The organism is Nonlabens sp. Ci31, from assembly GCF_012974865.1.
Lineage (GTDB): Bacteria > Bacteroidota > Bacteroidia > Flavobacteriales > Flavobacteriaceae > Nonlabens.
The window spans coordinates 798,347-814,655 of the sequence record NZ_CP043633.1 but is presented as its reverse complement, the minus strand read 5'-3'; the positions used below and the strand labels follow the sequence as shown (position 1 = coordinate 814,655).

The 16,309-nt window shown below is 37.6% G+C and carries 14 protein-coding genes; 9 read left to right on the top strand and 5 right to left on the bottom strand.

The window, feature by feature from the left end; all coding sequences use genetic code 11:
- Nucleotides 1-122 precede the first annotated feature (122 nt).
- Entirely contained in the window at nucleotides 123-623 is a 501-nt protein-coding gene (locus tag F0365_RS03650) for a hypothetical protein (protein ID WP_169932447.1), read from the top strand.
- 67 nt (nucleotides 624-690) lie between these two features.
- Here F0365_RS03650 and fabD read toward each other — a convergent pair whose 3' ends face one another.
- The 3 genes from fabD to F0365_RS03635 all read right to left on the bottom strand — a co-directional run bounded on the left by fabD (nucleotide 691) and on the right by F0365_RS03635 (nucleotide 3,117).
- Nucleotides 691-1,575, bottom strand: a complete 885-nt coding sequence (gene fabD / locus F0365_RS03645) for an ACP S-malonyltransferase (RefSeq protein WP_169932446.1) — start codon at nucleotides 1,573-1,575, stop codon at nucleotides 691-693.
- Nucleotides 1,576-1,836: 261 nt separating this feature from the next.
- On the bottom strand, nucleotides 1,837-2,040 hold the full coding sequence (locus F0365_RS16730; protein WP_317169838.1) for a four helix bundle protein: 204 nt from the start codon (nucleotides 2,038-2,040) through the stop codon (nucleotides 1,837-1,839).
- Between the two features lie 174 nt (nucleotides 2,041-2,214).
- Complete coding sequence (locus F0365_RS03635) at nucleotides 2,215-3,117, bottom strand: dihydrofolate reductase (protein WP_169932445.1); 903 nt, start codon at nucleotides 3,115-3,117, stop codon at nucleotides 2,215-2,217.
- A gap of 65 nt (nucleotides 3,118-3,182) precedes the next feature.
- Between F0365_RS03635 and F0365_RS03630 the strand changes: the two genes are divergently transcribed.
- From F0365_RS03630 to F0365_RS03615, 4 genes are all read left to right on the top strand, one after another.
- Nucleotides 3,183-4,247, top strand: a complete 1,065-nt coding sequence (locus F0365_RS03630; RefSeq protein WP_169932444.1) for an aminotransferase class V-fold PLP-dependent enzyme — start codon at nucleotides 3,183-3,185, stop codon at nucleotides 4,245-4,247.
- Between the two features lie 339 nt (nucleotides 4,248-4,586).
- Nucleotides 4,587-5,399 (top strand): hypothetical protein, encoded by an 813-nt coding sequence (locus F0365_RS03625; RefSeq protein WP_169932443.1) that lies wholly within the window; start codon nucleotides 4,587-4,589, stop codon nucleotides 5,397-5,399.
- A gap of 246 nt (nucleotides 5,400-5,645) precedes the next feature.
- Nucleotides 5,646-6,401, top strand: coding sequence for a hypothetical protein (locus tag F0365_RS03620; RefSeq protein ID WP_169932442.1), 756 nt, complete (start codon nucleotides 5,646-5,648; stop codon nucleotides 6,399-6,401).
- 133 nt (nucleotides 6,402-6,534) lie between these two features.
- Entirely contained in the window at nucleotides 6,535-8,067 is a 1,533-nt protein-coding gene (locus F0365_RS03615; RefSeq protein ID WP_169932441.1) for a family 16 glycosylhydrolase, read from the top strand.
- A gap of 125 nt (nucleotides 8,068-8,192) precedes the next feature.
- Here the strand turns inward: F0365_RS03615 and polA are convergent, their stop codons facing one another.
- On the bottom strand, nucleotides 8,193-11,036 hold the full coding sequence (gene polA, locus F0365_RS03610; RefSeq protein WP_169932440.1) for a DNA polymerase I: 2,844 nt from the start codon (nucleotides 11,034-11,036) through the stop codon (nucleotides 8,193-8,195).
- Nucleotides 11,037-11,213: 177 nt separating this feature from the next.
- Entirely contained in the window at nucleotides 11,214-12,488 is a 1,275-nt protein-coding gene (locus tag F0365_RS03605; RefSeq protein ID WP_169932439.1) for an MFS transporter, read from the bottom strand.
- Between the two features lie 388 nt (nucleotides 12,489-12,876).
- Between F0365_RS03605 and F0365_RS03600 the strand changes: the two genes are divergently transcribed.
- The 4 genes from F0365_RS03600 to F0365_RS03585 all read left to right on the top strand — a co-directional run bounded on the left by F0365_RS03600 (nucleotide 12,877) and on the right by F0365_RS03585 (nucleotide 16,275).
- Nucleotides 12,877-13,248 (top strand): endonuclease domain-containing protein, encoded by a 372-nt coding sequence (locus F0365_RS03600; protein ID WP_169932438.1) that lies wholly within the window; start codon nucleotides 12,877-12,879, stop codon nucleotides 13,246-13,248.
- A 543-nt stretch (nucleotides 13,249-13,791) separates the two neighbouring features.
- Nucleotides 13,792-14,163, top strand: a complete 372-nt coding sequence (locus F0365_RS03595) for an endonuclease domain-containing protein (RefSeq protein ID WP_169932438.1) — start codon at nucleotides 13,792-13,794, stop codon at nucleotides 14,161-14,163.
- 341 nt (nucleotides 14,164-14,504) lie between these two features.
- The gene (locus tag F0365_RS03590) at nucleotides 14,505-15,773 is read left to right on the top strand and encodes a metallophosphoesterase (RefSeq protein WP_169932437.1); all 1,269 of its coding nucleotides are present in this window, start codon (nucleotides 14,505-14,507) and stop codon (nucleotides 15,771-15,773) included.
- A gap of 205 nt (nucleotides 15,774-15,978) precedes the next feature.
- Complete coding sequence (locus tag F0365_RS03585; protein ID WP_169932436.1) at nucleotides 15,979-16,275, top strand: thioredoxin family protein; 297 nt, start codon at nucleotides 15,979-15,981, stop codon at nucleotides 16,273-16,275.
- Nucleotides 16,276-16,309: the final 34 nt, after the last annotated feature.

The window sequence follows — 16,309 nt, the reverse complement described above, 5'->3', positions numbered from 1 at the left end:
GCCATGCGGTTGATCGCATGGCATTTTTTTATGGTTGGTTTTAAATACGGAGATTTAAAAAAGTTTGAGGACTGATGGTAATTTTAAATTAAATTTATATTTCAAGAACAATTATACTACTTATGAAAAAGCTTTTATTTATTATTCTAGTTTTCATGTGTAGCTACTCTAATTCACAAGAATCAGCAGATATTAAAAATTTTAGTATTGATGGTGTAGATATAGCGCAAATACAAAAAGACTCATTAAGTCAATTGTTTGGTCTTAACTCTATCTGTAAAAATGATAAAATATTTGAAACTAGTTATTCAGTCTTTTCTTTGAATAAAAATTCTTTTTGGTTTAGTTATTCAGACTCCTTATCTCGCATTGAAACAATAAATACTAAATCTTTAGTGTCAATTGATAACATTGAATTCTCTATCGGTGATTCTTTAAATATTCTAATTAATCAATTTAAAAATTCAATGAATATTACTGACGAAGGTATCAATTACCTGCTTTTTGATATTTTAAATTCAAGTATCATTTCAAATTCTGATCACTCAGACTCTTTTATTGAAATAGAATATACTGGAGCAAGTAATTTAGTTACATCTATTACTTACTATACTTTTTTATAATCTGTAGTTAGTGATTTTTAAACGCTGAGAACGATTCTAAAATTCATTCTCTATATTCTAAAAATCTTTAAGAAACACTCCCTTGACTCACTACAGCTTCACGATCAATTTTCTTAATCAATCCTTGCAATGCTTTTCCTGGGCCTACTTCAATAAACTCTGTTGCACCATCTTTGATCATTTGCTGGATGGATTGCGTCCATTTAACGGGAGCAGTAAGCTGATAGATCAAGTTGGTTTTGATATCATCTGTATTGTGCACCGCAAAAGTAGCTACGTTTTGATAAATAGGGCATAGGGGTTGTTTGAAGTCGGTGCTTTCTATGGCACTAGCCAATTCTTCTCTAGCCGGCTCCATTAATGGAGAGTGGAATGCACCACCTACAGGAAGCAGTAAAGCTCTTTTGGCTCCTTTTTCTTTAAGGATCTCACAAGCTTTTTCTACTGCAGGAATAGCTCCAGAAATAACAAGTTGGCCAGGACAATTGTAATTAGCTGCTACAACGACACCGTCTACAGATTTACACACCTTTTCAACCACATCATCTGCCATTCCTATGATGGCTGCCATCGTACTGGCTTGTCGCTCGCAAGCGGCTTGCATAGCGAGGGCACGTTTAGAAACTAGCTGTAAACCATCAGCAAAGGTCAAAGCGCCAACGGCTGTTAGTGCGCTCAATTCTCCTAAGGAATGTCCAGCTACCATTGCTGGAGCAAAATCAGCTCCCATCATTTTTGCGAGAATCACGGAGTGGATAAAAATGGCAGGTTGAGTTACTTTGGTTTCTCTTAATTGGTCAGCAGTTCCTTCAAACATGATTTTTGAAATCTCAAATCCGAGGATCTCGTCGGCTTGATGGAACAATTCTTTTGCTTCTGTATAGGTATCGTATAAGTCTTTACCCATTCCTGTGAATTGAGCTCCTTGACCTGGAAAAACGTATGCTTTCATTTGTATTGCGTTTTTTAAAAAGTAAAAATAATGTATTAGAAGTAAAATTTTTTAATAATTTCTTTCAAGTCACAGTTTTCAGTTGCAGTCACAGTTTTTAGTTTATAAGTAATAGCTTTCATATCAACTTTCCTTCAAGGAATTAATCCATTTGGACTCCAAATTTACCTGGATTGTTTATCATATAATTAATCAACTTTCCGACTGCTATAGTTTTATGTAATAGCGGTTGATGTTGGATTTATGTGATATAACTGCATGCTAGTGAGTAATTAAGTCATACGGAGTTTCTGAATTCTCACCATCAGCATCTGTAATTTTGCTAATAAAATGCTTAGGATACTTACGTTTTCTATAAGCTTCGGCAATATTTGGATTTACACTTCTAGAGGATCTTCTTATTTGATCTGCTAGTGAATAAGTTTCTTCTTTAGTAAATTGTTTGCTTAATTCAAAAATGTCCATGCCATTCCCAAAAGCTTTTTGGATACTAATAAATCTTCAAATTCAACATTTATTACATTCAGCTAATTACACCACTACTAATGTAAATTGGAACTGTAAACTGCTATTAAAACCTGCCCACTCACATTTCTCCTTTTGCAAAGCAAAAGGAGAAATCAACCTGCCTACTAGAAACTATTTCCTCACCCAGGTCTCATAATCAAAGCTGTATTTGTGTTTCTCATCTGCTGGATGGTGAAGAGAGGTTTTGATCTTCCACTTTGTTTCATCTATCTCAGGGAAGTAAGTGTCTACGTCAAAGGTGCCGTGAACTTTAGTCAGTTCGATTTCATCAGCCACGGCGAGTCCTAGTTTGTAAATCTCACCACCACCTATAATAAAAGGATTTTGATCTTCAGAAGCAGCTGCTAAAGCTGTTTGCATATCGTGAACCACTATACCGCCATCGGTCTTGTAGTTTTTATCTCTAGTTAAGATAACATGGGTGCGGTTGGGAAGTGGTTTCTTTAAACTTTCAAAGGTTTTACGTCCCATAATGATGTGATGTCCTGTGGTCAGCGACTTGAATCTTTTAAAATCGTCAGGAAGATGCCATACCAGCGTACCGTCTTTACCCAATTCATTATTCATTCCTGCGGCAGCTACCATGGTAACTTTACGATGAGATGTAGGCGTATCTATAGCAAGAGTTGCCTGTGGCGCTACATATTCTTTTTCTACTTTCTTTTCCAGTTGCGTGATGCGTTCCTTTTGTTTTCTTACCAGTTTGTCATACTGGTTTTTTTCCCATTCTGGACCTAGAAGTCTCTCGGTGATAAATACATTAAAGGCATGATAAGCGAGTAGTAGCAACCAAGCAAAAATGGCCCAAATCCACCATTGTAATCCTAATAATGTAGTAATTTCTTCTACGTTAGGACGGTTTGCGATGATAATTAAGCCTACCGAGCCTAATAGAAAAACCACAAAATGGGTAAAAAGGCCGCGCTTTTGTTTGATGCGTTTTTGTGCATTCTCGATCATTTCTTTTTGCTCTAAATCAATTCCTGGAGTATTTTTTTTCTTTGTACCGAACATTCTCGTTATTTTTATACCCAAATTTACGCTATTATACACATAGACATTCTTAGCAACAAGATAAAATGACAGATCAATTTCCAATTCTCAAAAAATACACCTACCTCAATACGGCAAATCACGGTTTAGTCTCTCAGGACCTTATCGATTACCGCAGGTCGCTCAATGAGAAGATGCGCGATGACGCTTCTATTTTTACAAATAAGCGCAATGTTTTTATTGATGAGGTACGTCATAGCATTGCCAACTTTATGGATGCTGATCCAGATTTTACTGCAGTGATTCCCAATTTCTCAACGGGTTTTAATACGTTGATCAATGGTATGGATCCCAAGGCTATTGTCTTACTGTTAAAAGGGGATTATCCTTCTGTCAACTGGCCGGTAGAGACCAGAGGTTTTCAAACGCATTATGTTGCTATTGACGAGCAGATGGAGGAGCATATCATTAGTGTTTGTGAAAAAGAACGACCTGATTTTTTCTGTTTTTCGATGGTGCAATATATTTCTGGTATTCAAATGGATCTGAGTTTCTTAAACGATTTAAAGAAACGCTTTCCTCATATGATTTTAATAGCAGATGCTACTCAGTATGTGGGTTCTGAAGAGTTCCGCTTTCGCGAAAGCGGAATAGACATCTTTCTCGCGTCCTGCTACAAATGGCTTCATGCTGGAGATGGAAACGGTTTTATATGTGTAAAAGAAGAAGTGCAGAAACATATTTTCCCTAAAGATATTGGTTTTAGAAGTGCTCGAAATGTCATGAATTCTAATGTGACATTTATAAGCCGTTTTGAACCTGGGCATCAAGATATGATAGCCTTTGGAACTTTGCAACAAGCTATTTTAAAGGTACATGAATTGGGCTGGAATAAGGTCTCAGCTCCAGTAAAAGAGTTGTCAAAAATAGCTAAAGTTGCTTTTGAAAAACGCGGTCTTCTTTCTTCTGTAGTTTGCTCTAGAAAAAATCATTCTTCTATTTTTAATATCAAAGGAGGTCAAGATTTATACGACAGATTAAAGGCGCATCACATCATTACTTCTTTGCGGGGGGATGGTATTAGACTTAGCTTCTCTTATTTTAATACTATAGAAGACCTAAATAAGCTGCTGGAAGTTTTAGATTCATAAAACTATGTTGGAACTTTTGCTTTGGATAGGAAGGATTTCTGTTTTGTTTTCGACTGCAATTAAAGTCGTTTCTGAACATAATTAAGACGAAAAATGATACCTTTAAAAGGCTATTTGTCATTTGTCTGATGGGTGTATGCTTCTGTTTTTAGAGGGTAGTTCAAATGTATTTTCTTAATTTTTAATTCAAAATGTCATCTCTAAGGGTCATAATAATTATATAAATGCATAAAAAAAATGTTATACAACGAAAAAAAATGGTTTTTAACGATTTAAGATGTCAAAGTTTAAGGAAAATTTAATTTCCAATGGCAAAGACGTAAATTTGTAACTATGTTTATGAATTTTAAAAATATCATCCCTGTTTTATTTCTTATTTTCCTGTTTAACATCAGTGGAGCTCAAGTAGGTATAGAAACAAGTGCCCCTAAGGCAGCTTTAGACATAGATGCACCTGATTCTGGTGTATTGTTGCCTAGAATAGATTTATTAACAGTTACTGATGCTACTTCTGTTATCAATCCTGATGGTGGTGCTTTAGTAGATGGAACGATGGTGTGGAACACTGCCGTAACAGGTATCCAACCTGCTGGGTATTATTTCTGGCAAGGAGGTAGATGGAATCAAGTACTTAGTAGCAATCAGAAGACGGTTCATTTTGGAAAAATGCTTATTGATGCTTCAGGTACTAAAATAATTACAGGAGTAGGCTTTCAGCCATCTTCCATAGAATTTATCGCGGTGAATAGAGCTCAAGGTTATAATGACGGTGCTTACAGGTCGGCAGGTAACAACAGTAACGATGTTCGTATGGCTGGTGGACAAATGACAGGTTATGCGACAAACCACGGTGGCACAACAAGCCAGCAAGTAATTTCTTTTGGTTCAAATGGTTCTAGTATTAATAACATAGGATCTTATGCTTCCCAAAACCATTGTATTGCTGCCTTTTTTGTGAATAACAATGGGGATCCGATACACGATAATGGTACTGCTTCCGGTGGTAGCGATTCTCAAGATGGTTTGATACGCGCCTCATTGACCACTTTTGATACAGATGGATTTACTTTAGACGTAGATCGCTTTCTTGCAGGTTCCGCTGCTAACAGTAGAACTAATCAAATTGTGGTTATGTTTAAGGCTTTTAGATAGGTTTCCTGTTTCCTCGTAAAAATGGACAAGCTATTTGGTATAGCTTAGAGTTATCTATGCATTATTGAGTGTTGTTTTCTTTATTTACGTATTAAATACTTATAACTTTTGTTAAAGTTTAATAGATCTTACGTGTATATGCCAGTTTATAAACTGAATTAAATCTGTTTCAACGAATTCTTATCTTGATATGTAAGTAAAGGCTGCTTTGGCTCGTCTTATTATTATGTTTGCAAAAATATTCCTATGTTTTTTAAAAGTATCATCCCTGTTTTACTTCTTGTTTTCCTTTTTAATACCAGTGAAGCTCAGGTAGGTCTACAAACTAACGAGCCCAAAGGTGCTTTAGATATAGATTCTTCTGATTCTGGTGTATTGTTGCCTAGAATTGCTTTAACCAGTTTAACTACTGCTGCGCCGGTCACTAATCCAAATGGAGGAGTTCTGGTAGACGGAACCATGATTTGGAATACAGGAACTGCCGGAGTTGCTAAAACTGGTTTTTACTTGTGGGAGAATAATCAATGGAATTTAGTGGTTAGTGAGAATAAGCCACAAATATTTATAGGTAGAATGCTGATTAGTGCGACTGACTTTTCTACCGGAACAAAAACGATTACTGGAATACCCTTCAGTCCTAGAACAGTTGAATTTACAGCTATAAGTAATACAGAAACCTTAAATGGTGGTTATACAAGAAGTGGGGCAGGTAATGACGCTAACAACAGTGTAAGTTATACGTTTGGTTATGCTAAGGTTATCGCAGCATCGCCATTTATAGAGCAAATTGCTATTGCAGGGGCTGGTAGCGGGGCGAGTATTAACAGAGTTGGGAATTATTCGTCGACCAGTAGATGTTTTGCCGCTCAATTTGTCGATCAGAATGCTAACAATCAAGGAAGAACGTCAGCAGCTATGAGTTCTTTTACTAGTGATGGGTTTATTCTAAATATTGCTGAATTTACTGACCCAATCGTTGTCTTGATTAAGGCTTATAGATAGATCTCATAAAAATGGCCTTATCTTGATGAAATCACACAAATCCAAAAGAAATCATACTTTTGTATAGTATTTGTAGCGTTATTTTATTTTATTCATAGGTAAAAGAGCAGTATTTTAGCAAAAAGATTATTTAATGTTTTATTTACGTTTCTTCTTACTGCTATTTTGTGCCAGTCAATTTGCGCAGGCGCAGCAGTTTCCCCTAGACTTTGAAAACAATCAATACCCCTTTACAGGTTTTTCTGGATCTTCATTTTCTTTTGTAAGCGATCCTGTTCAAACCACAAACAATGTAGGTGAGTTTTTTAATAATGGAACTCAGGCTACTCAGGGCTTTTATATAGATGTTAACAATCCGGTAGATCTTAGCGCTGATCCTATTTTAACACTTCGGTTTTATGCTTTTGACCCTAATACGCACACTGTCTTATTGAAATTAGAAAATGGAAATCAGCCAGATATAGAAATGACACAACAGATTGCAGGTGGTGCTAATAACTGGAATGATGTAAACTTTAATTTTTCAAATTCTACGGGACAATACAGTAGAGTAACTATTTTTATCGATTATGGAGCAGCCGCTGCAGGAACTTATTTAATAGATGATATCAATAATGGTGCAACGCCGCCTAATCCTATAGATGTGGTTTATACAGATTTAGTGTGGTCAGATGAGTTTGATACTACAGGAACTAATAATCCTATTGATGCGACCAAATGGTTTCATCAAACACAACTTCCGTCTGGCGGTAACTGGTTCAATGGAGAGCAACAACATTATACCGACAGACTGGATAATTCTTATGTAGAGAATGGTTTTTTAAACATCGTAGCAAAAAGAGAAAGCTTTACCGATCAAGGACAAACCAAGCAATTTACTAGTGCTCGATTGAATTCTAAGTATGCATTTACCTATGGTAGGGTGGATGTAAGAGCAAAATTGCCTTTTGGTGATGGTACTTGGCCTGCCATATGGACTTTAGGTAAAAATATCAACGAAGATGGTGGGTATTGGGACAGTACTTATGGAACCACCAACTGGCCACTTTGTGGAGAAATAGACATTATGGAGCATGGATTGGGAGCTTTAAACCATGTATCTGCAGCATTACACACCAATTGTGCTGGATGTTCTGGAAACACCCGTAATTTTCAATCGACGACATTACAAGACGTGGCTAATGATTTTCATGTGTACTCCATGAACTGGTCGCCACAACAAATCACATTTTTAATAGATGATGTGCCTTTTTATATTTATAATCCTGCTGTAAAGAATATAGATACGTATCCTTTTTATGAAGACCAGTATTTTTTATTGAATGTAGCAATGGGCGGTATAGCGGGTTCTATAGATCCTAATTTTATACAAAGCAGTATGGTGATCGATTATGTACGTGTGTATCAAAATACTTTGAGTATAGCTGGAGAAAACACCAACGAGTCAGATCTAAAAATTTATCCTAATCCAGCCACAGATGTGGTGAATTTAGAAACTTCACAAGCCATAGATAGAGTAGATGTATTTGCTTTATCAGGCCAATTACTAGTGTCAGAAACAGAGGAAACAAACTCATTGGATATCAGCACTGTTAAAACGGGAATCTATATACTTAAGGTATACTCTAGTGGTATCATCATAAATAGAAAGCTCGTTGTACAGTAATATAGTATAAAGCAGGCCCATGTTTTTCTTTTAGGAAAGTAAATGAATCAAAAAAAAGCTCCAAATCAATTCATTGATTTGGAGCTTTTTTTCCACATTCCACATTCCACATTGCTCATGTCATTCTAATGCGCCTCTAACCAATTCTGTCCTATACCCACTTCTACATCTAGCGGCACCGACATTTTATAAGCGTTTTGCATCTCCTCTTGAATGAGTTTTTTCATGTCTTCTAGTTCGTCATTATGAATATCAAAAACCAATTCATCATGCACCTGCAGCAGCATTTTTGATTTGCAATTCATCTGTTCAAACTTTTTATAAATATTGATCATCGCAAGTTTAATAATGTCGGCTGCGCTTCCTTGTATAGGTGCGTTTACAGCATTACGCTCGGCTGCGCCTCGCACCACTGCGTTAGAACTATTGATATCCTTTAAATAACGACGCCTTCCCAATACGGTCTCTACATAGCCGTTTTCACGAGCAAAATTAACTTGGTCATCCATATACGCGCGCAGTTTAGGATAGCTCGCATAATAGGTGTCGATCAGTTCTTTAGCCTCGCCACGAGATAAATCGGTTTGATTGCTCAGTCCGAAAGCGCTGACTCCATAGATAATTCCAAAGTTGACTGTTTTGGCATTGCTACGTTGTTCTCTGGTGACCTCTTCTAAGGCTACATTAAAAACTTTTGCCGCAGTAGAAGCGTGAATATCTTCGCCGCTTTGGAATGCAGCCATCATATTTTCTTCTTCGCTTAAAGCAGCAATGATTCTCAATTCTATCTGAGAATAGTCGGCTGCGAGCAGTGTGTAGTTTTTATCTCTAGGGACAAATGCTTTACGTACTTGTCTACCGCGCTCCGTTCGGATAGGAATGTTTTGTAAATTAGGATCTGTAGAACTCAAACGTCCGGTTGCAGCTACGGTTTGCATATAATTGGTGTGAATGCGCTGTGTTTTAGGATTTACCTGACTGGGTAGTGCATCTACATAAGTGGATTTTAACTTTGCCAGACCTCTGTAGTCCAATACATTTTGAATGATTGCATGATCTTTAGCCAGGTAACTCAACACATCTTCGGCAGTGGAATACTGACCAGTTTTGGTTTTTTTAGGTTTGTCTACCAGTTGAAGTTTTTCAAAAAGAATAACTCCCAATTGCTTAGGAGAGCCGATGTTGAACTCTTCTCCAGCAGCTTCATAAATAGCTGTTTCTAATTGGGCAATGTCTGTTTCTAAAGCTCCAGAAAGCGAATTTAAAAAGGTTTCGTCCAGGTTGATTCCTTCTATTTCCATGGCGGCCAGTACATGCAGTAAAGGCATTTCTATATCTTTAAAAAGGCTGTCAGTTCCTGCACTAGCTAATTCTGGCGTGAAGTTTTCTTTTAATTGAAAGGTGATATCAGCATCTTCAACGGCGTATTCTTTTTGTTTTTCCAGTTCCACATCGCGCATGGAAAGTTGGTTTTTCCCTTTTTTTCCTATCAACTCCACAATAGATTGTGGCGTATAATTGAGATAGGTTTCTGCGAGCACATCCATGTTATGACGCATGTCAGGATTGATCAGGTAATGAGCCAGCATGGTATCAAACATAGGTCCTTTAGCACGCACTCCATATTTGTCCAATACTTTAATATCATATTTTAAATTCTGACCAATTTTTTCAATCTGCTCACTTTCAAAAAAAGGTTTTAGTTGGTCCACAATGCTTTGTGCTGTCTCTTGATCTTCAGGAATAGGAAGGTAAAAGCCCTTTCCTTTTTCCCATGAAAATGCAATTCCTACCAGTTCTGCAGCTAGCGGATCCAGGCCTGTAGTTTCTGTATCAAAACAAACACTGGATTGTTTCATTAAGGACTGCAAGAATAACTTGGTTCCCATTCCTTCTTCCACCAGCTGGTATAAATGATCGCTAGTAGCAAGTGTTTTACGACCTGTTGTTTCGGTTTCTGCGGCTGTTCCTGAACCAGGGGCATCAAAAAGGGAGAATTGTCCTGCGCCCGCGCTCGTAGAATTCGAACTCGCATTTGAACTCGAATTGGAAGAGCTCACTGCCGCAATCTCTTTAGAAAAAATCTTTGCCATTGTTTCCTTAGCGCGACGAAATTCCAATTCGTCAAAAATCTCATGAACGGCTTCTACATCTGGATCGTCCAGCTCGTAGTTTTTGGCATTAAATGTCACTGGACAATCCAGTCGTATGGTGGCTAATTTTTTAGAAAGAAGCCCCAGTTCTGCATTATCGCGTACCTTTTCCTTCATTTTGCCTTTTAGCTTATCGACGTTTGCTAGCAAACCTTCCATAGAACCATAAGTAGCAATGAATTTCTTTGCTGTTTTATCTCCTACGCCAGGCAATCCAGGAATATTATCACTTGCATCACCCATCATCCCGAGGTAATCGATCACTTGCTCTGGTCGCTCCACTTCAAACTTCTTTTGCACCTCAGGAATCCCCCATATTTCAATACCATTCCCCATTCGTGCAGGTTTGTACATAAAAATATTTTCAGACACCAGTTGCGCATAATCTTTATCTGGTGTGACCATATAAGTGGTGAAACCTTCTTTTTCGGCTTGTTTTGCAAGTGTCCCTATCAAGTCATCAGCCTCAATTCCTTCTTCTACCACAATAGGAATATGCATGGCTTTTAAAATACGCTGAATATAAGGAACTGCTATTTTTATCGCCTCTGGAGTCGCGTCGCGATTTGCTTTATAGTCTTCATAAAGCGCTACACGTTCATGACTGCCTCCCTTGTCAAAAGCAACGGCTAGAAATTCTGGTTTTTCTCTTCTGATCACGTCAAATAACGAATTGGTAAAACCCATAATGGCACTGGTATCCATTCCTGCGCTATTGATTCGTGGGTTTTTAATAAGTGCGTAATAACCTCTAAAAATTAGGGCGTAAGCATCTAGGAGAAATAATCTTTTATCGTCTGTACCGTTATTTGTCATCGTAAAAATTTGTGGAGGTTAAAGATAAAATTCTCAGCAGACTTAAATGCAGTTCCTATTATATAAAACGCATTTTTTATACACAGAAAATTTATTTTTTAGTAAAGATGTTGGATACGTGTTCCGCTTTCGCGAAAGCGGAATTACTATAAGAATCACAGAAAGAATAGTCGACTGTTATTCTACATCAGGATCCTCATTATCTTCAAAATCCTTTCTCAAATCCAGTTTTCTAAACGTAGGAGATACCAGTGCTGTGGTAACAACGGTAATCAAAGTCATGGTACCTCCGAAGACTACTGCTGTAACCGTTCCCATCAATTTTGCAGTGAGTCCACTTTCAAAAGCTCCTAACTCGTTAGAAGAGCCTACAAACATGGAGTTGACAGAAGCCACACGACCTCGCATATGATCCGGTGTTTTAAGTTGAAGAATAGTTTGCCGTATGACCATAGAAACGCCGTCAGTAACACCGCTAAAAAACAAAGCCACTACAGAAACCCAGAAGATAGAGGACAAGCCAAAAACAATAATACAGACTCCAAAACCAAAAATAGCCACTAGCAATTTCATACCTGCATTCTTGCTGATTGGGATATAAGCGGTTGCAATCATGGTGAGTATGGCACCTACCGATGGAGCGGCACGCAGCACTCCAAAACCTTCACTACCTACACATAATATATCCTGAGCAAAAATGGGCAGCAAAATAACCGCGCCTCCAAAAAGCACGGAAACCATATCCAGCGTTAAGGCGCCTAAAATGGCTTTGGTTTTGTAAACAAAACTCAACCCTTCTTTTAAACTTTTTAGGATGGGTTCATTAACTTTAGTATTTAATATTGGTTTTTTGGAAATTAGGAAAACGGTAAAAAAGGAAAGCACCACCAAACTAAAAACAATACACAAGGACCAATGCACACCAAACCAACTGATCGCAAAACCAGAAAAAGCAAGGCCAACAACAGAGGCGATTTGCCAAGCAGAACTGCTCCAAGTTGCCGCATTAGGATATGCTTTCTTAGGAACGAGTAGCGCAATCAATGAAAATAATATAGGGCCAAAAAATGATCTTAAAAAACCACCGAAAAAGACCAAAGCATAAATAGCATATAAAACAGTATCGGTAGACCAATCGCCAACGACTTCTGGCCAAGTCAATAAAAATAATCCCAAACTAATCAATGAAAAAGCACCTATACAAAGGGCTAGAAGATTGCGCTTTTCCCGTTGATCCACAATATGACCAGCAAACAAAGCCATGGCAAAGGCAGGAACAAACTCCATCAAACCTATAATAGCAAGAGACCAGGGATCCTTAGTGATAGAATATACTTGCCATTCGATTACAATAAACTGCATGGACCAACCAAACACTAATAAAAATCGCATGCATAGGAAAATATTAAATTCTCTAAATCGCAATGCAGCGTAGGGATCGTTTTTTGACAAAGTGTATGGGTGATGAGGTTTTGGTATATGTTGCAAAACTAAAACAACTGGAGTTCTTATTGCCACTTCTAGAGGTATAAAAAAGAGGAGCTTTTAAATCCCGATTTAAAAAAGCTCCTTTCCTTATTAAAGGAAAGGTGGGCAAATTGGAGCTTGCGGAAATTTGGTCGGAAAGGTTAATGCGGTGCTGGAAATGAGACCAAAATCAGATTGTTCTACAAAGATAAATACCGAATCAACCACTCTGAGATGTCTACGAAATCTCGAATTTAAAAAGCTCCTTTCCTTATTAAAGGAAAGGTGGGCAAAAAGAGCGGTAGCGAATTTTGGTCGGAAAGGTTAATGCGGTGTTGGAAATAAACTACACCGTTTTACCTATCTTCATATCATGAATCGTCGCAAACCCATTCACAACCTTAAGCCTCTAGAAAATAATAGAAAGCAATTGAGAAAGAGACTCACTGCTGCCGAAGCTTTTCTGTGGAATGAATTGAAAAACCAACAATTCCATGGACTAAAAATTAGACGTCAACATTCTATAAAAAACTATATTGTAGATTTTTATTGCGCACAGCATAAGCTTATCATAGAGTTAGATGGGAACTATCATGATGAACCCCTACAGCAAGAAAAAGATGAGGCTAGAGATCAAGAATTAATTGATATGGACTTGACTATAATGAGGTATGAGAATACGTATATTTTTGAAGAGTTGGATCATGTGTTAGAAGATATAAAAAAACATTGTGCGATAGAATAGAGTTTTTGAGAGAAGTTCAAACATCGCTCAACCACTCCGAGATTTCTACGAAATCCCACCTCGCCTATTCTTAGGCGAGGAGCTTTTAGATCTCGAATTTAAAAAGCTCCTTTCCTTATTAAAGGAAAGGTGGGCAAATTGGAGCTTGCGGAAATTTGGTCGGAAAGGTTAATGCGGTGCTGGAAATGAGATCAAAATCAGATTGTTCTACAAAGATAAATACCGAATCAACCACTCCGAGATTTCTACGAAATCCCGATTTAAAAAAGCTCCTTTCCTTATTAAAGGAAAGGTGGGCAAATTGGAGCTTGCGGAAATTTGGTCGGAAAGGTTAATGCAGTGCTGGAAATGAGATCAAAATCAGATTGTTCTACAAAGATAAATACCGAATCAACCACTCCGAGATTTCTGCGAAATCTCGAATTTAAAAAGCTCCTTTCCTTATTAAAGGAAAGGTGGGCAAAAAGAGCGGTAGCGAATTTTGGTCGGAAAGGTTAATGCGGTGTTGGAAATAAACTACACCGTTTTACCTATCTTCATATCATGAATCGTCGCAAACCCATTCACAACCTTAAGCCTCTAGAAAATAATAGAAAGCAATTGAGAAAGAGACTCACTGCTGCCGAAGCTTTTCTGTGGAATGAATTGAAAAACCAACAATTCCATGGACTAAAAATTAGACGTCAACATTCTATAAAAAACTATATTGTAGATTTTTATTGCGCACAGCATAAGCTTATCATAGAGTTAGATGGGAACTATCATGATGAACCCCTACAGCAAGAAAAAGATGAGGCTAGAGATCAAGAATTAATTGATATGGACTTGACTATAATGAGGTATGAGAATACGTATATTTTTGAAGAGTTGGATCATGTGTTAGAAGATATAAAAAAACATTGTGCGATAGAATAGAGTTTTTGAGAGAAGTTCAAACATCGCTCAACCACTCCGAGATTTCTACGAAATCCCACCTCGCCTATTCTTAGGCGAGGAGCTTTTAGATCTCGAATTTAAAAAGCTCCTTTCCTTATTAAAGGAAAGGTGGGTAAAAAGAGCGGTAGCGAATTTTGGTCGGAAAGGTTAATGCGGTGTTGGAAATACTCTAAATACATGTGATAAGCCATATCACTTTCACAGCAGTCGAAGTGTATAAAGTCTGTTTACGGAGCTAGTGATGAAGCGTAAAGTTTTTCACATGAAGGCTTTAACTCTATACCAACGTTTTAAAAATAAAATCGCATTAATTTTGCAACATGACCAGACTCCTTATTGTACTAGCGATTTTTATCGCTCTAGAAATTTATGCCTTTCAGTTAATACGCACCTTATCCGGAGACCACTGGTGGAAATGGGTCTACCTAGCGGTATCTATAGTGGTGATTCTAAATGTGATTTTACAATTTGTATTATATCCAGATCGCGCTCAAATATCGGACTCTAGGGATATAGCCACTACGTTGGTACTGGCCTTCTTTCTGTTAAAACTGGTATTTTTTCTATTTATGTTCGGTGAGGATATTTACAGAAGTATAGAAGGTTTGATCAGCACGCTTTCGCAGAAGCGAGAATCAGATCAATCCTTTTTGCCCAGCAGAAGAGCTTTTATTGCAAAAATAGGTCTGGCAGTTGCAGCTTTACCCTTTGGTGCGATTCTTTATGGAGCATGGCGTGGTAAATACGACTATCAAGTTAGGGAATACGAGCTGTCTTTTGATGATCTTCCAGAGGCTTTTGACGGTTATAAAATTACTCAGTTGAGCGATATTCACGTCGGTAGTTTTGACGATAGGGAAGAAGTGGAGTACGCTGTAAATCTCGCCAATGAACAACAAGGCGATGTGATCCTATTCACCGGAGATCTGGTTAATAATGAGGCGAGAGAAATGGAAGGCTGGGAAGATCTTTTCGGATCTCTTACCGCAAAAGATGGAGTTTATTCGGTTTTGGGAAATCACGATTATGGCGATTATGTTTCTTGGGAACCTAAAAACACTGAAAAATATACTGCCTTAGAGTTGAAAGAAGAGGCCAAAAAGGCTAAAGCAGAAAATATGCAGCAGCTTTATAAAATCCAAAAGGATATGGGCTGGCGTTTATTACTAGATGAAAATGAAAAAATCACTCGTGGCGCTGATTCTATTCAAATAGTAGGGGTTCAAAATTGGGGAGGTGGTCGCTTTCCTAAATATGGAGACCTTCAAAAAGCAGCTACTGGATTGACTAATGAAGAGTTTAAAATACTTTTGAGTCATGACCCTACACACTGGGATTTACAGGTCAAAGGAGACGATAAAAAATACCAGCTTACCTTAAGTGGTCATACACACGGAATGCAATTTGGTATTGAGATTCCTGGTTTTATCAAATTGAGCCCGGCCTGGTTTGTCTATAAAAAATGGGCTGGAATTTATAAAGAGGCCGATCAGTTTTTAAATGTGAACAGAGGTTTTGGTTTTTTAGGATACTCAGGTCGTGCAGGAATATGGCCCGAGATTACGGTGATTACGTTGAAGAAAAGTTAGGCATTAGGGATGAGGTATGTGGTTTTTTAAAATAAGCTTTGAGTTTTTGATTCACGTATAAAGGGAGTAGGTGATGAGGTCCTATTAATGGTGTTTAGTTTTTTGTAAGTTGTTCATCAACAAACAAAGTGGAACAGTCTATTAAAATTAGCTTGTGGTTACTATTATTGTTTTATGTACATTTGAATATACTTAATTTGTGATTATGTCAAAGTTCGGTGAGCTGATTAGTGCAAATGTTCCAGTGTTGTTTAACTTTTTTACGAACTGGAACGAAGATACGGTTGCCATGAATGCGGTGCTTCGAAATGTTGCCGCTGCTCTAGGTGATAAGGCCAAGGTTATTAAAATTGATATTGAGAAAAATCAAGAGCTTTCAGAGGCGCTTAGAATCAAAGGGGTTCCTACATTTATTATCTATAAAAATGGAGAGATGAAGTGGAGACAAAGTGGAGCACAAGATGATAACACCTTGATCCATCAACTACAAAAATTTCATTAGAGTATTGCCGACTTAGATCCATAAAACCGCTGTG

Coding starts and splice junctions, on each gene's coding strand:
- F0365_RS03615 (WP_169932441.1), top strand. CDS start 6,535: ATGTTTTATTTACGTTTCTTCTTACTGCTATTTTGTGCCAGTCAATTT.
- F0365_RS03590 (WP_169932437.1), top strand. CDS start 14,505: ATGACCAGACTCCTTATTGTACTAGCGATTTTTATCGCTCTAGAAATT.
- fabD (WP_169932446.1), bottom strand. CDS start 1,575: ATGAAAGCATACGTTTTTCCAGGTCAAGGAGCTCAATTCACAGGAATG.
- F0365_RS03600 (WP_169932438.1), top strand. CDS start 12,877: ATGAATCGTCGCAAACCCATTCACAACCTTAAGCCTCTAGAAAATAAT.
- F0365_RS03630 (WP_169932444.1), top strand. CDS start 3,183: ATGACAGATCAATTTCCAATTCTCAAAAAATACACCTACCTCAATACG.
- F0365_RS03595 (WP_169932438.1), top strand. CDS start 13,792: ATGAATCGTCGCAAACCCATTCACAACCTTAAGCCTCTAGAAAATAAT.
- F0365_RS03585 (WP_169932436.1), top strand. CDS start 15,979: ATGTCAAAGTTCGGTGAGCTGATTAGTGCAAATGTTCCAGTGTTGTTT.
- F0365_RS03625 (WP_169932443.1), top strand. CDS start 4,587: ATGAATTTTAAAAATATCATCCCTGTTTTATTTCTTATTTTCCTGTTT.
- F0365_RS16730 (WP_317169838.1), bottom strand. CDS start 2,040: ATGGACATTTTTGAATTAAGCAAACAATTTACTAAAGAAGAAACTTAT.
- F0365_RS03635 (WP_169932445.1), bottom strand. CDS start 3,117: ATGTTCGGTACAAAGAAAAAAAATACTCCAGGAATTGATTTAGAGCAA.
- F0365_RS03650 (WP_169932447.1), top strand. CDS start 123: ATGAAAAAGCTTTTATTTATTATTCTAGTTTTCATGTGTAGCTACTCT.
- polA (WP_169932440.1), bottom strand. CDS start 11,036: ATGACAAATAACGGTACAGACGATAAAAGATTATTTCTCCTAGATGCT.
- F0365_RS03620 (WP_169932442.1), top strand. CDS start 5,646: ATGTTTTTTAAAAGTATCATCCCTGTTTTACTTCTTGTTTTCCTTTTT.